Raw genomic sequence first — 14,633 nt, forward strand, 5'->3', positions numbered from 1 at the left:
GTTTCAGCGGTGTGCGTCAACACAGTTGGCTGCGACCGCAGGAGCCGGGGGGAGTGGAGCAGGCGCGATCGACAGGCCCGGCCATATGCAGCGACGTTGACCACGACGGCAGGCATACGGGAACCGGACGGATCGCCATGGCATCTCTGCTGGACAACCATCCCGCACACTTCCGCACCGGTATGTCCATGAGAGCCGTTGCTCTGGAGTTCCTCGGCCTCGACGACGGCCGGAGTTTCGATGCGCTCCTCGCTTCGATCCCGGGGCATCGAGTCCGCCGCCTAGACCTGCTCGACCGACGGATCGGCAGTCCTCACGCCAGTCTCCGAGACCGGGCTCGGGCGCTCATGCCGCACATGGACGGTGATGGGCGGGTACTCATCATGGCGTACTGCAGCGGAGCCGGCCTTGCCCTCACCCTTGCCGACGAGCTGGGCGCGGACCTGCTGGCCGGAGTCATGCTCATCGACCCACAGGCCGTCACACTCGACGACGTCACCTCGGCATCGGCCAATCTGGCGATCAAGCTGGGCGCGGCCGACGCGCCGGAAGTCTCCGTGGGCGACTTCGAACCCTGGCTCGACTCGCTGATCGCGCAGTACTGCGATTTCCACGACCTTCGTGACGACGAGCGCGATCTGGTGGCCACGGAGCTGCGCAGCCTGTACGTATCCTGGCTCGGGTTCCTGTCGTCCTCCGTAGCGCCTCAGACCATTGCGCTCGCTGCGCCGGTACACGTTGTACATACTCGCGATGACGTCGACCTCAGTTCTCTGTTGGATCCCGGAACACCGGTCATCCGCCATTTCCAGCCCCCCGACCCACGCGGCCCGATGGGCGGTGACGTCGTCCGAAAGGTGCTTCGAGAAGCCGTGGATGCGGCAGACCTCCACACCGGCGATTCGGGCGCGGCATGACCGTTCCAGCCCCCATCAGCCGTCCAGCGGCGCGCGACCTCGCTGAGCAGATCACCGCCGCGTACTTGACGGATCGATGGGTCGAGCAGACCCCCGACGCCGTGGCAGTGGTCGCGGACGGGGCGACGATGACCTACCGAGAGCTGGACGCACGTGCCAACCGGCTTGCCCGGTTCCTGCGCGACCACTCCGGCGTACGCCGCGGCGATGCGGTGGGCATCGCCGTATCCACCGGTCTGGGGGTGCCGGTGGCGATACTGGCTGTGCTTCGCGCCGGTGGGTTCTACGTGCCGTTGGACCCCGTCTATCCCCGTGACCGGTTGAACTTCATGCTCGCTGACAGCCGCTGTCGGGCTGTGCTGGCGCAAGACACCGGTCTTGACTGGATCGACCCGAGTTCGGCACGGGTGATCCCCATCGACGCTCCCACTGTCGCCACGTGTTCCGCCGAACGACTGCCGGAAGTCGCTGAGGCCGACGACCTCGCCTACGTCATCTACACCTCCGGGTCCACGGGAATCCCCAAAGCGGTGGCAATTACGCACCGCAACCTCGTCTACTCGACGGCCGCCCGCGTCGAATATTACGGCTCTGGACCGCGTACCCTCGCCATGACCAGCTCGATCGCGTTCGACTCCTCGGTGGCCGGGATTTTCTGGACCCTCGCCGAAGGCGGCGCGCTCTTCCTCCCTCCGCGCAGGCCCACATCGATCCCCCACTGGTTGGATGTCGGCGTAACCGGGCTTGCGGTCACCGATCTGATCGCTGTCCCCTCCGCCTATCGGATTCTGCTGGACGGCGCACCGGAGGCGGCACTAGGCGAGCTCCGTCGGGTGATCGTGGCTGGTGAGCCGTGCCCGCCGCGACTCGTCGCCGATCACTATCGCGTGACCGCGCAATCAGACCTCTACAACGAGTACGGACCCACCGAAGCCACCGTCTGGGCGACAGTCCACCTCTGTACGCCTGCGGCGCCGGATCCCACTCCGATCGGCCGCCCCATTCCAGGCACGACGGTTCATGTGCTCGACAGCGAGCTGCGCCCTGTCCCTGAGGGCGCCATCGGAGAGCTTTTCATCAGTGGCCCCGGGCTGGCCCAGGGCTATCTGCACCGTACGGAACTCACCGCCGAACGCTTCTTGGACGCCCTCGGCGAATCTGCCGCAAGCGTTCGCACCCGGCTCTACCGCACCGGTGACCTCGTCCGAGAGCGAGGTGGTGAGCTGGAGTTCGTCGGTCGTGCCGATCACCAGGTGAAGATCTCGGGATACCGGGTCGAACTCGACGAGATCGCCGCGGTCGTCGCCCGAGAGCTCGCTGTGGACGAGACCGTCGCCGTCCTGGTGCATGACAGCGAGGTCGTCTGTTTCGTTCGTGGAGCCGGCCCTGTGCCGGCTGACATCCGTCAGGCCCTTTCTGAACAGCTGCCCGGCTACATGGTTCCATCGCGCCTGGAGTTCCTCCCCGACCTTCCTCACCTGCCCAACGGCAAGACCGACCGCGCGGCACTGAGCCGACTGGCCTCCACCCTCCCGGCGCCGCCAAGCGCGATCGACATCCCTTCGACGCTGAGGGACATCTGGACGGACATCCTCGGCGCCGCACCTGACGCCGGCTCGGACTTCTTCGGATGCGGAGGCGATTCGATCGACGCGATCCGCTTCTGCGCCCGGGCGCAGGCGTCAGGCATCGCGCTCAGCCCCCGCGACGTCTTCCGCCACCGGACGCTGAGGGCGCTGTCTGCAGCGGCCGTCGCGGAATCATCTGTAGAGGAGGCCGGTCTGTGAACGAAACGGGGGAACCAACAAGTGATCAGCTCGAGGCCGGTCTGAGGCGACTCTGGCAAAGGGTTCTCGGCGTGCCCCGAGTGGGAGCCGATGACAACTTCTTCAGCCTCGGCGACTCGCTCGTCGCTGTGCGCATGATCGCGGCTGCGCGCCGAGAGCTGAACCTGCCTGTCAGCTTGGAGCTTCTGCTGGAGAATCCCACGGTTCGTGGGCTCGTGCACTCTCTGCGTGTTCAGAAGTCGATAGCCTCCACCGGCTGTCTGATCCCTCTGCGCGCATCCGGCCGTTTGAACGCCGTCTACTGCTTCCATGCGGTTGCCGGCACTCTGACGCGCTACTCGGTGCTCGCCGAGCACCTCAGCGACCGCTTCGATGTATACGGACTGCAGGCCCGAGGGCTCAGAGAGGGCGAGTCTCCGCAGAAGACCATCGAGAGTATGGGTGCCGCTTACCTGGAAGCCATCCAGGCGAGCGGCGGCATCGAGAAGGCGGTACTCGTCGGCTATTCGCTGGGCGGACTACTCGCCTATGAGGTCGCACGGCAGTCGGGACATCAGGGTCCTCTCTTCCTGATCGATGCCGACGCCGGCGTCGAACTCCAGACAGATTTCGGCTACCCGGTCCGCAGCCTGGTCCGAAACGCGCTCCGGCTCGACCTCGACATCGACATGCTGCTGAGGATGACGACCGACGACCGAGCGCAGGCGATCTGGAGCGCCGCGGTGGACTCCGGAGCTCTGCCACAGGAGACCGGTCCGGACCAGGTCCACCGAATGCTGCGCATGTACGACGTGATGCTCGACGCGGCTCGGAACTACGTCGTGGCCCCGTCATCCGTCGACGTCGTCGTCCTCCGCGCCGCGGCCGAGGAGGGACTGGCCGCTGATCTCGGATGGACCGGCCTGGCTCGGACCGTGACCGTTCACGACGTTCCGGCCGATCATTACCACATCACGGGTGAGCCGCACGCCGCCACCATCGCCGACGTCATCAAGACCACTGTTGACCGGCATGGCCGAACCGGCGTCCTCACGTGAGCTCCTGACGCGGCGCAGACCATCTCGACCGGCGCGGATAGCGCCAAACAGGAGTGTCATTTCAGCATCCGTGGAAAGGCTGGTGGATCGGTGACCGTCCCGGCACAGGACCGTCCCAGGCTTCTGCGACGGACTCTTCCGCCCCCAGGGGCGGCGCGGCTGCTCGCGCTCGCCACGCTGGCCAACGCCATCGGATTCGGCGCCTTCACGACCAGTACCGCGCTGTTCCTCGTACGTTCGGCGGGGCTGACCGCGGAACAGGTGGGAACGGGCCTCGCTGTTGCGGGAGCGACCGGGCTGATCAGCTCGATCGGCATAGGCCGGCTCGCCGACCGATCCGGAGCCCGCAAGCTGTCGATCATCCTGTCCCTGTCGCAGGCGGGGCTGCTCGCCTCCTACGCTTTGATCCACTCGTTCGTCGCATTCCTACCGCTCGTGGCGCTCCTCGGCGTCACCGAACGCGGCGGCGTCGTCGCCCGGAACACGCTCATCGCCCACCTGATGGGACGGGAGGGACGGGTACGGATCAAGGCGTACAACCGGTCGGTGTTCAATGCCGGTGCCGCATTCGGCACGCTGCTGGCAGCGGGCCCGCTCCAGATGGACAACCGTGTCGGCTATCTGATGCTGTTGTTCGCCGTCGTCAGTGCCGCACTCGTCACGGCGCTGGTCACGGCGCGGCTACCTCGTGACCACCCGGTCGACGCCCCAGTCGACGCCGGACGATGGGCGGCGCTGCGAGACCGTAGGTTCATCACAGTCGGAGCGCTGTGTGGACTACTCCTGATCAACCACAGCATGCTGACCATCGGTCTGCCGCTATGGATCACCGTCCACACGGGGGCACCGCGCTCCCTGGTGGCGCTCTTGTTCTTCCTCAACACGGTGATGGCCATCGCCCTGCAGGTCCCCGCAAGCCGCGGTATCAACACCGTACGTGCGGCGAGCCGCGCCATGCTGCGGGCGAGCCTGATCCTCATACCGGCGTGCGTGCTGATCGGGTGGGCAGGCGGCCGCGGTGCGGTCGCCGCGAGCTTGGCCCTCGGCCTCGGAGTCGTACTGCTGACCTGCTGCGAGCTGTGGTCCTCGGCGGCAATGTGGACGTTCGGTTTCGAGCTGGCACCCGCGCATGCCCAGGGCCAGTATCAAGGCGTCTTCGCCATGTGCACCGCCTTGGAGACACTCATCGGACCCGTCGTGGTGACCGATCTGATCCTCCCGCACGGATTCGCCGGATGGGTCGTCGCCGGACTCGCTTTCCCGATCATCGCCGCTGTGATCCCCGTGGTCAGTGCCGGCGCCGCCGTTACCCTCGCCGATCGACCTTCTCCTCAGGAGTGACTGATGTCCGCTGGAATAGACCGTCGTAAAGCCCTGCTAATGCTGGCCGGCTCGGCAGCCGGTCCCCTGCTGTCCGGTTGCAGCAGTGCCAAATCCAGTCCAGCCGGTTCCACAGCGCTGCCAGTGGTGCGCTGGGGATTCTTCCGCAACTTCCAGCCGGTCTATGTCGGAGTCGAAAAGGGATTCTTTCGCGAGGCCGGGGTGGACGTGCAGCTCACCGGCTCCTTCAACAGCGGTCCCGCCGTCGTGCAAGCGGCGGGGACGGGACAACTCGACGCTGGGCACTCAGCCATCACCGGAATAGCTGAAGCCGCAGCGGCCGGAGTGAAGGTGGCAGGTGTGGCCGACTCGCAAACCGAGTTCGGCGACGCTCCCCTGCAGCAATGGTTCGTCCGCAACGACAGCCCTATCAAGACGGCCGCGGATCTGCGAGGTAAGAAGATCGGCACGAACGCGCTGTCGGGCTCATTCTACTACACCGCTCTGATCGCTCTGGGCAAAGCAGGTCTGACGAAGGACGACGTACAGTTCGTGTTACTGCCGCACGAACGACAGGGCCAGGCCCTTTTGTCCCGACAGATCGACGTGGCGGGAATCATCGACCCTTATTCAGTGCAACTCGCCAAGGACAGCTCCGCGCGCCTCCTGTTCACTGGCGCGACGGTGCTCGGTGAGAGGCAGTTCTCGCTGGTGTTCTTCACCCGTGACTTCATTCAGAAGAGCCCGAAGGCAGTACGCGGCTTTCTCACCGGCTACCGCAAGACCATTCAGTTCATGCATGACAACCCGGCAGAGGCGACCACGATCATGGCCTCCCGGCTGGGTCTCCAACCCAGCGACATGGTATCGCACCGCTACACCACTGACGCTCTTGTACGCCCGGCCGACGTCCAGTTCTGGGTGGACACGATGCGCGAGTACGGAGAACTCAAAACAGCACCCCATCTGTCCGCTGCAGACATTCTCGACCTCACGTTCAATGCCTGACGCCACGCGTACGCCGGCGCCCGGCCGTCAGTGGCTGCTGGGTGTCCTGGGAGTGGCCATGGCCGGCGGTTGCTGGGAAGCAGCCGCAAGGCTCGGCCTCGTCGATTCAACATACTTGCCGCCACCGAGTGCAGTGTTTCGGGCGCTCCCCGGTCTGTTGATCCACGGCCCTCTGGCCGGCGACTTGCTGGCGAGTCTCATCGCCATCACGTACGGTGTCGTCCTAGCTCACCTGGTATCACTGCCGCTCGCGGCGGCCACATTCAGGTTCAAATGGCTACGAGAGTTCATCTCCCCACTAGTGGAACTCGTCCGCGGCATCGCCCCGCTGGCCCTGCTGCCTGCGTTCCTGCTGCTTTTCGGGATCGGGCGGGCCAGCGCCGTAGCGATCATCGTCTGGTGCGCGTGGGTGCCGATCTTCCTCAACCTCCTGGAGGGCCTGGACGCGGTGGACCCGACTCTTGTCCGTTCGGCCCGCGCGACCGGTGCCGGCCGACTCAAGGTCGCAACCAGCGTGCTCGTGCCGGCGAGTATGGGCCATTACTTGACGGGGCTACGGCTGGCGATCGGTTCGGCATGGCTCGCTGTGGTCGCCGCCGAGATGCTCGGATCCAACTCAGGGCTGGGGTTCCGCATCCTGGAATGGTCACAGGTCTTCCGGATCACCGACATGTACGCTGCGATCGTCGTCATCGGAGCGGCCGGCCTCATCATGAACTCCATCGTCGCCGCGACGCAGCGCCGGCTTCTGCGGTGGCGGTCGGCGTGAGCGGATCAGCCCTCTTGCGAGCAGAGCGACTCCAGAAGACCTATCCGGGTTCCGGGCTCGTACTTCGCTCCTTCGATCTCACCGTGCACCGGCAAGAGGTACTCGCGATTGTCGGACCCAGCGGCGTCGGCAAGACGACACTGTTACAGATCCTCGCCGGCTTGATTCCCGCGGACAGCGGCGAGATCTGGTTCGACGGCAGCCGGCTGGTACGACCGTCCCAGCGCATCTCCGTGGTGTTCCAGGAGTACGGCCTCTTTCCTTGGCGGTCGACGCGCCGCAACGTCGACTTTCCCTTGGAGGTGGCCCGAGTACCGCGACGTGAGCGGCGTGAGCGCACTCAACAGGCCCTGGATGCGGTCGGTCTGACGGACGCCGCAGACCGATATCCGCACCAGCTCTCCGGTGGCATGCGCCAGCGAGCAGCGATCGCACGCGCACTCGTGGTCCGTCCCGACCTCCTGCTGCTCGACGAACCCATGTCCGCCCTCGATGTCATGACCAAACGCAAGGTGCGGCAGCAACTCGCTGATCTCGTACGCCGGACCCAGCTGACCACTGTGATCGTCACCCATGACCTCGGCGACGCCGCACATCTGGCCGATCGCGTCGTGGTCCTTGCAGGTCACCCCGCAGAGCCCCTGGCGGAACACATACTGGACCGGCACCTCGCCGAACATGAGCAGCTCGACCGACTGGTCGCCTTCGTCGAACGACATGCGGATACCGGGTCATGGAGCCATCAACTTCTCGTGGATGCCGATGGCCGTCGTGAATGAAGCCGGCCTCGCCACTCGCTGCCGGCCGACGCTTCCAGCCCGGCGACACACCGGCCACCCGGCCGACCGGCGGGACATTCACCGTGGGGCCTCCAAGCACAGCTGCCCCAAAAACGCTGCGCGCTACGACCCGGACACTCCGTTCCAGGACGCCGTCGCCCCCTCGGAGAGCATCGTGCCGCGCGCCTCCCTTGGCAGCAGGTCACGGAGAAGGTCCTGACCTGCTGTCAAAGTACCTGCTCTGGCGTGAACTCACGGCTCTTCAGCGGTCTGCAACTGACAGATTGCCCGCCGTCAGACCTTGGCCTTACCCAGTTCCACGACTTCCGCCAGGTCAGCTCGAGCCGTCTTCCGCGCCCGGCCTCCGGGCATCCACCAGTTGGCCCGGCCGCACAGTTCCATCACAGCCGGGACGAGCAGCATCCGGACGACGGTGGCGTCGATGAGCACGGCGACGGCCATGCCCAGGCCGACCTGTTTGATCGAGACGTCGGGGCCGAGCAGGGAGGTGGTGAAGACGGAGATCATGATGGCGGCCGCGGCGGTGATGATCTTCGCGGTTCGTGCCAGCCCCCGGGTGACGGCGGCGCGGGTGTCGCCGGTGCGCTCGTACTCTTCGCGGACTCGTGAAATCAAGAAGACCTCGTAGTCCATCGACAGGCCGAACAGGACTGGGAACATCGTCAGCGGGACCCAGGTCGTGATCGGCATCGCGGTGGTGAACCCGAGGGCGGAGCCGAGCCAGCCCCACTGCACGATCGCGACCAGGACGCCGTACGCGGCGCCGATCGACAGCAGGTTCATCACGGCGGCCTGCAGTGCGATGGTGACCGATCGGACCAGCGCGACCAGCAGTACCAGTGACAGCGCGATGACGACCGTGATCATCAGGGGCAGGCGGGAGGCGGTCTGCTGGGAGTAGTCGACGGCGGCGGCGTTCGGGCCGCCGATGAAGACGTCGCCACCGACGTTCGTCTTGGGCAGCACGTCGTCGCGAAGGTGGTGGACCAGGTCGGTGGTGGCCTCGTCCTGGAATCCGGTCTCGGGGAAGGCGGTGAAGGTGGCGGCCTGTCCATCGCCGCTGGTCTGGGGCGGCGTGACGGAGGCGATGCCGTCGGTGTCGGCCACCGCTTGCACGACGGGGCCCAGCCCCTGCCGGGAACCGGCCTCGGTGGCGAAGATCAGGGGCGCGCCGTAGCCGGGGCCGAACCCCTCGGAAAGGATCTTGTAGGACGTGTAGCTGCTCCGATCGTGGGGCTGCACGCTGGCATCGGGCAAGCTGAGGCGCATCGACAGCGCGGGGGCGGCCAGCAGCAGCAGGCCGGCGCCGGCGAGGACCGCGGCGAGCAACGGCCTGCGCTGCACGGCACCGGCCCAGCGCTCGGCGGGGGTGCGGCGTGCGGGCGCCGGGCCGTCGGCGGACCCGTGCCGACGCGACACGCGGCGCGGGAGCCGCACCGAGTTGATCGTGTAGCCGGTGAAGCCCAGGAGGGCGGGCAACAGGGTCACGGCCGCGATCATGGTCACCACCACGGTCACCGAGGCACCGATGGCGACCCCGGTCATCAGCCTCTGCCCCATGGTGATCAGACCGAGCATCGCGATGACCACGGTCGTGCCGGCGAACAGCACCGCGCGGCCCGCGGTGGCGACGGCCTCGACCGTGGCGCTCTCGGGATCGCCGCCGGCCTGGAGGCCGTCCTTGTAGCGGGTGACGATGAACAGCGCGTAGTCGATACCGACCCCGAGCCCGATCAGCGCGGCGAAGATCACCGTGAAGTCCGGTGCGGGCACGAGGTGCCCCGACAGCTTCGTCAGGGCGATGCCGCCGAGGATCGCCAGCAGTGCGGTCGCCAGCGGCAGGCCCATCGCCACCAGCGAACCGAAGGCGATGAACAAGATCACCGCGGCCGCCAGAACGCCCACGCTGTCCCCCGGCCCCTGCTTGGGCGTCTCCGCCTTCTCCGCCTGCTGCCCGCCGAGGCCGAGCGACACGCCGTCTCCAGAGGCCTGTTCGACGGTGTCCACCAGCACCTTGACGTCAGCCTTCTTCACGTCCTCGACGGTCAGCGGAACGATCGTGCGGGCGATCCGGCGGTCCTTGGTCACCAGGCTCGCGTCCTGATACGGCGAGGTCACCGGCCCGGTGACCGGTGAGGCGTCCAGAGCGGCGAGGACCTTCTCGATCCTGCTCCGGGCGGCTGGGGCGTCGATGCCCTCGTCCGCCTTGATCGCGAGGGTGAGGGTGTCCCCTTGCCGTTCAGGGAAGTGCTTCTCGATGACCGCCTGCGCCTTGGCGGACCCGGAACCGCCGCCGGACATGGCGTTGTCGGGGGTGGCGCTGAAACCGAAGCCGGCGACCGCGACGGCGACGACGCCGACGATCCAGGCCGGCAGGACCAAGCGGCGCCGCCGGTGACAGAACCGGGCCAGTCGCGCCAAAGCCCCGTCCGTGCGGGGAACCTCGGTTGTCATCGTCTTCTCCTCAAGTCATTCGTCACGACTTGATCGTGGGGTCGACTGCGGACCACCCGCGTCCCACAGGGGGCGCGCTTCCCAGCTCATCCGGGCGGAGTACGTCAGCCTCACGCGGTAGACCGGTGCACCGAGGGTGGTACGTCGGAGCACCTCCGGCAGCGGATGCGTATGACCGGCGGAGAACGACAGAATGTCCCGCGATGCAGACGCCAAAGATGGTCAGCACCGTGCGCCAGGCCGCACCGGGTCGTATCGACGCCGTTCTCGGCCTCGGCGTGGCCTTGGGGGTGCTGCTGTCGGCCGGAGTGAAACCGCGGTGGATCGACGACCCCCGCCCGCTGGACGCCGTGGCGGTCGGGCTGGTCGCCGTGGCGGCCGGTGCCGTGATGCTGCGCCGCCGGTACCCGGTGTCGGCGCTGACCGTCCTCAACGCGACCGCCCTGGCCTGGGCCGCCGGCCACTATCCCAGCCCTTTGATCCCGCTGATCCCGCTGATCGGCTGTTACACCCTCGCGGCCCTGCACGGGTGGCGCTGGGGGCTGGCCGGCGCGGGGATGACCGCGGTCACCGCGCTGGCGGCGATCCACGTGGCCTTCGACGGCGCCGTGCCGGCCGGGATCAGCGGCAACGCCGTGTGGATGACCTTCACCGCCGGCGCGGCCGGCACCGCGGTCGGGTACAACCGGGCGCTGCTGGTCGCCACCCGCGCTCAGCTCGCCCGCGAGACCCAGGCCCGCGAGGAGCAGTCCCGCCGGCGCGTCGTCGAGGAGCGCCTGCGCATCGCCCGCGAACTGCACGACGTCATCGGCCACACCATGGCCGGCATCAGCGTGCAGGCCGGAGTCGGCATCCACCTCATCAGCACCCGGCCCGCTCAGGCGGTGGAGGCGTTGAGCACGATCAAGAAGATCAGCGACCAGGGACTGACCGACGTCAAGACCATCCTGGGCATCCTGCGCGCCGACGACGACGAGCCCGACCAGCCCCGGGCCCCGCGCAGCGGCCTCGACCAGCTCGACACGCTGTTGGCCCCGGTCCGGGCGGCCGGCGTCCAGCCCACGCTGACCGTCCCCCACGACGCCCGGCCGTTGCCCGCGGCCGTCGATCTCGCCGCCTACCGGATCATCCAGGAGGCGCTGACCAACGTCGTGCGCCATGCCCGCGCCCGCACCGTCCAGCTCGACCTCTGCTACGAACCCGCGCAGTTGGTCATCCAGATCCGCGACGACGGGAAGGGCGCCGACCCGGCACGCCGCGACGACGGCGGCGGGGACGGCAGCAGCGGCCGGGACGGCCATGGCATGACCGGCATGCGGGAGCGGGCCCTGGCACTGTCGGGCCGGTTCACCGCCGGCCCGCACCCCGACGGCGGGTTCCAGGTACGGTGCGTGATCCCCACTGGAGAACAGACGTGACAGAACCGATCCGGGTCCTCATCGCCGACGACGAGACCCTGGTCCGCGCCGGGTTCCGGGCCCTCATCGACGCCGAACCGGGGATGCTCGTGGTGGGTGAGGCCGCGGACGGCGCCGCCGCGGTCGACCTGGCCCGGGACACCCGCCCCGACGTCGTCCTCATGGACATCCGCATGCCGGGGGTCGACGGGCTGGACGCCACCCGGCGGATCGCCGAGGATCCCGGGCTCGCCGGCGTGCACGTGCTGATCCTCACGACGTTCGACCACGACGAATACGTCATCGAGGCACTGGACGCGGGCGCCGGCGGCTTCCTCATCAAGAACACCGACCCCGGCCAGCTGCTACAGGGCATCCGGGTGGTCGCGGGCGGCGAGTCGCTGCTGTCGCCGGGCCTGACCCGCCGGCTGATCGCCCGGCTCGTCGCCCGCACTCCCGCCCGCCGGATCAACTCCGAAGCGCTGGCCCAGCTCACCGAGCGGGAACGAGAGGTCGCCGGGCTCGCGGCGCACGGCCTGAGCAACGACGAGATCGCCGCCGCCCTGGTCATCAGCCGGGCCACGGCCAAAACCCACATCAGCCGGGCCATGGTCAAACTCGGAGCCCGAGACCGGGCACAGCTGGTCGCGGTGGCCTATCAACACCGCCTGGTCGAACCGCCCGACCCGATGCCGCCGAAGGGCCCGTTCCGCTGACGACGGTTCGGCTCGCCCTCTCACCGCACATCGGACGTCGCCACGACGCCCACGTCATCCCCTCGTGAGCCTCTGGACGCGATCCGGCGGGCCCGGCTTCGAACTGCGGGGGCGGGCAAAGGGCGATAGACAATGAGAGGAGACCCTCAGGTTCGGTCGTCGACGTGGATGGAGATCTGCCGTGTCCGCGCCCGCAGAGCAGCCGTATCGGCGGGGAGGTGACGGATCCGCCGAAGAGGCGTTCACGCAGTGCCCGATGCCGGTGGCCATCTTCGACCGGACGCTTCAGATAGTGCTGGCGAGCAGCGGTATGGCCAAGGAATCCGGTCTCGCCGAGGACGAGATCCGCGGCCGCCATGGTGTGGGCATGCTGCTCGGCCCCGCCGGCGCGGAGGTGGAACAGGGCATTCGGCGGGTGTTCGACTCCGGCGAGGCGGAGACGTCGGATGTATGGGTGGACGGCGGCAGGGGTGAGGGGCAGCGGGTGTGGTCCGTCACGCTGTCCCCCTTGCGGGACTCCGCCGAGGCGGTCCACCGGGTGCAGCTCACCGCGGTGGAGGTCACCGAGCTGCACCGGGCCCGGGACCGTCTCGCGGCGCTGAGCGAGGTCAGCGTACGAGTCGGCACCACCTTGGACGTGTCCACCACGACGCAGGAGATGGCCGACATGATGGTCGGCCGCCTGGCCGACTTCGTGACCGTCGACCTGCTGGACTCGCTGTTCCGGGGTGTGGAGCCGAAGCCGTCCGCCGAAGGGGTGGCTTTGCGCCGCGCCGCGCATTCATCCGTCCTGCCCGGGGTTCCGGAGTCGCTGATCCGCGTGGGAGACGTCGACCAGTACCCGGAGTACTCACCGCCCGCCAAGTGCCTGGCCACCGGACAGTCCTCGCTGCACAACGTCCCGGACGCGGCGATCACGAGGTGGCAGGCCATGGATCCCCGGCGGGCGGAGGTGCTCCACGCCCACAGCATCCACTCGGTCATGGTCGTGCCGCTGCGCGCCCGCGGCATCATCCTCGGCGTCTCCCTGCTCGTGCGGCACCGGAACCCGGATCCTTTCGGCGCCGACGACCTTCTGCTCGCCGAGGAGATCGCGGCACGCGCCGCGGTGGCCGTGGACAACGCCCGCCGCTTCACCCGCGAACGCACCACGGCGCTGGCCCTGCAGCGGAGCCTGCTGCCGCAGCGGCTGCCGGGCCAGGAGTCGGTCGAGGTCGTCTCCCGCTATCTGCCCGCGGACTCCCGGGCCGGCATCGGCGGCGACTGGTTCGACGTGATCCCGTTGTCCGGCGCGCGGGTCGCGCTGGTCGTCGGCGACGTGGTGGGCCATGGTCTGCAGGCGTCGGCCACGATGGGCCGGCTGCGGACCGCGGTACGCGCCCTGTCCGACGTCGACATCCCCCCCGACGAGCTCCTGGCGCTCCTCGACGACCTGGTCGTCCACCTCGCGGCCACGGACGATGCGGTGGCCGGCCCGGACCTGGAAACCGTCTCCGACTACGTCGCCACCTGTCTGTACGTCGTCTACGACCCGATCGCGCGCTGCTGCACCGTCGCCAGCGCGGGCCACCTCCCCCCGTTCGTGGTCACGCCCGGCGGCACCGTCGAGCTCGTCGACGTCGACCCCGGCCCGCCGCTGGGCGTCGGCGGCCTGCCCTTCGAAGCCGTGACCCGAAGTCGGGGGCCAAGCGGTCTTAGGAAGACAAAAGGATCATCCAACTCCTTGGCTCACAGAACGACATGGCTACGATCCGACTTCCGCCGAAGTCTCGAACGGCCCCCCGCCACGCTGGAGGACACCTGCCAGGCGGTCCTGCACGCCCTCCTGCCCGCCGCCCCCTCGGACGACGTCGCCCTGCTCATCGCCCGCACCCGCGTCCTCGACGCGCACCATGTCGCGACGTGGGACGTGCCTTGCGACCCCGCCATCGTGGCCGCGACGCGCGCCTGGGCCGGCCGTCAACTGGCCGACTGGGGAATGCAGGAGGTCGCCTTCACCGTCGAGCTGGTCGTCAGCGAGCTGGTCACCAACGCCATCCGCCACGGTGCGCCACCCGTCCAGCTGCGCCTGATCCGCGGTACGGCGCTCTTGTGCGAGGTCTCGGACGGCAGCAACACCTCGCCGCACCTCCGGCGGGCCCAGATCTTCGACGAAGGCGGGCGCGGCCTGCTGCTCGTGGCACAACTCGCGCAACGTTGGGGCACCCGCCACCGTGCCGTCGGCAAGACCATCTGGGCGGAATTCGGCCTGCCCGAAAGACCGGCGTGACCTGCGGGTGCCGAACCAGGGCCGACCGCCTCGGCCGCTGGTGAGCCCGGCTCGCCGGACGGATTCCCGACGAGCCCCCTCCGCCGCAGGCCCCCCGACCACGGGCGAGAAGCCTTGACGGAGGGGAAACATGCCGCTAACTTCCCCTCGACACTATGA

Annotated in this window: 10 protein-coding genes; 9 read left to right on the forward strand and 1 reads right to left on the reverse strand. The window is 68.3% G+C overall.

The genetic code is table 11. From position 1 onward, the window contains the following. The first annotated feature begins 137 nt into the window (after positions 1–137). The 7 genes from ABD466_RS29080 (at position 138) to ABD466_RS29110 (ending at position 7,617) form a co-directional block, all read left to right on the forward strand. A complete protein-coding gene (locus ABD466_RS29080) occupies positions 138–917 on the forward strand; it encodes a hypothetical protein (RefSeq protein ID WP_344660389.1) in 780 nt (259 codons plus the stop codon). After that, positions 914–2,704: a non-ribosomal peptide synthetase gene (locus ABD466_RS29085; protein ID WP_344660390.1), complete on the forward strand. Its 1,791-nt coding sequence runs from the start codon at positions 914–916 to the stop codon at positions 2,702–2,704. The genes ABD466_RS29080 and ABD466_RS29085 overlap by 4 nt, the downstream gene beginning before the upstream one ends. Next, the gene (locus tag ABD466_RS29090) at positions 2,701–3,741 is read left to right on the forward strand and encodes a thioesterase domain-containing protein (protein WP_344660391.1); all 1,041 of its coding nucleotides are present in this window, start codon (positions 2,701–2,703) and stop codon (positions 3,739–3,741) included. The genes ABD466_RS29085 and ABD466_RS29090 overlap by 4 nt, the downstream gene beginning before the upstream one ends. Positions 3,742–3,831: 90 nt before the next feature. Beyond that, positions 3,832–5,082 carry an MFS transporter gene (locus ABD466_RS29095; RefSeq protein WP_344660392.1) on the forward strand — a complete coding sequence of 417 codons (1,251 nt, stop codon included), beginning with the start codon at positions 3,832–3,834 and terminating at the stop codon, positions 5,080–5,082. 3 nt (positions 5,083–5,085) lie between these two features. Continuing rightward, complete coding sequence (locus tag ABD466_RS29100) at positions 5,086–6,069, forward strand: ABC transporter substrate-binding protein (protein ID WP_344660393.1); 984 nt, start codon at positions 5,086–5,088, stop codon at positions 6,067–6,069. Next, a complete protein-coding gene (locus tag ABD466_RS29105) occupies positions 6,062–6,838 on the forward strand; it encodes an ABC transporter permease (RefSeq protein ID WP_344660394.1) in 777 nt (258 codons plus the stop codon). Before ABD466_RS29100 ends, ABD466_RS29105 begins: the two co-directional genes overlap by 8 nt. After that, complete coding sequence (locus ABD466_RS29110; protein WP_344660395.1) at positions 6,823–7,617, forward strand: ABC transporter ATP-binding protein; 795 nt, start codon at positions 6,823–6,825, stop codon at positions 7,615–7,617. Before ABD466_RS29105 ends, ABD466_RS29110 begins: the two co-directional genes overlap by 16 nt. A 294-nt stretch (positions 7,618–7,911) precedes the next feature. Here ABD466_RS29110 and ABD466_RS29115 read toward each other — a convergent pair whose 3' ends face one another. Further along, positions 7,912–10,092, reverse strand: a complete 2,181-nt coding sequence (locus ABD466_RS29115; RefSeq protein ID WP_344660396.1) for an MMPL family transporter — start codon at positions 10,090–10,092, stop codon at positions 7,912–7,914. A gap of 203 nt (positions 10,093–10,295) precedes the next feature. On the opposite strand from ABD466_RS29115, the gene ABD466_RS29120 reads away from it, so the two are divergent. Both ABD466_RS29120 and ABD466_RS29125 read left to right on the forward strand, forming a co-directional pair. Beyond that, entirely contained in the window at positions 10,296–11,510 is a 1,215-nt protein-coding gene (locus ABD466_RS29120) for a sensor histidine kinase (protein WP_344660397.1), read from the forward strand. Further along, entirely contained in the window at positions 11,507–12,205 is a 699-nt protein-coding gene (locus tag ABD466_RS29125; protein ID WP_344660398.1) for a response regulator, read from the forward strand. Before ABD466_RS29120 ends, ABD466_RS29125 begins: the two co-directional genes overlap by 4 nt. Positions 12,206–14,633: the final 2,428 nt, after the last annotated feature.

The organism is Catenulispora subtropica (assembly GCF_039531675.1).
Taxonomy (GTDB): domain Bacteria; phylum Actinomycetota; class Actinomycetes; order Streptomycetales; family Catenulisporaceae; genus Catenulispora; species Catenulispora subtropica.

What these genes read in the sequence shown, in the direction of transcription:
- ABD466_RS29105 (WP_344660394.1), top strand. Translation starts at nt 6,062, where the DNA reads ATGCCTGACGCCACGCGTACGCCGGCGCCCGGCCGTCAGTGGCTGCTG.
- ABD466_RS29080 (WP_344660389.1), top strand. Translation starts at nt 138, where the DNA reads ATGGCATCTCTGCTGGACAACCATCCCGCACACTTCCGCACCGGTATG.
- ABD466_RS29100 (WP_344660393.1), top strand. Translation starts at nt 5,086, where the DNA reads ATGTCCGCTGGAATAGACCGTCGTAAAGCCCTGCTAATGCTGGCCGGC.
- ABD466_RS29085 (WP_344660390.1), top strand. Translation starts at nt 914, where the DNA reads ATGACCGTTCCAGCCCCCATCAGCCGTCCAGCGGCGCGCGACCTCGCT.
- ABD466_RS29115 (WP_344660396.1), bottom strand. Translation starts at nt 10,092, where the DNA reads ATGACAACCGAGGTTCCCCGCACGGACGGGGCTTTGGCGCGACTGGCC.
- ABD466_RS29120 (WP_344660397.1), top strand. Translation starts at nt 10,296, where the DNA reads ATGCAGACGCCAAAGATGGTCAGCACCGTGCGCCAGGCCGCACCGGGT.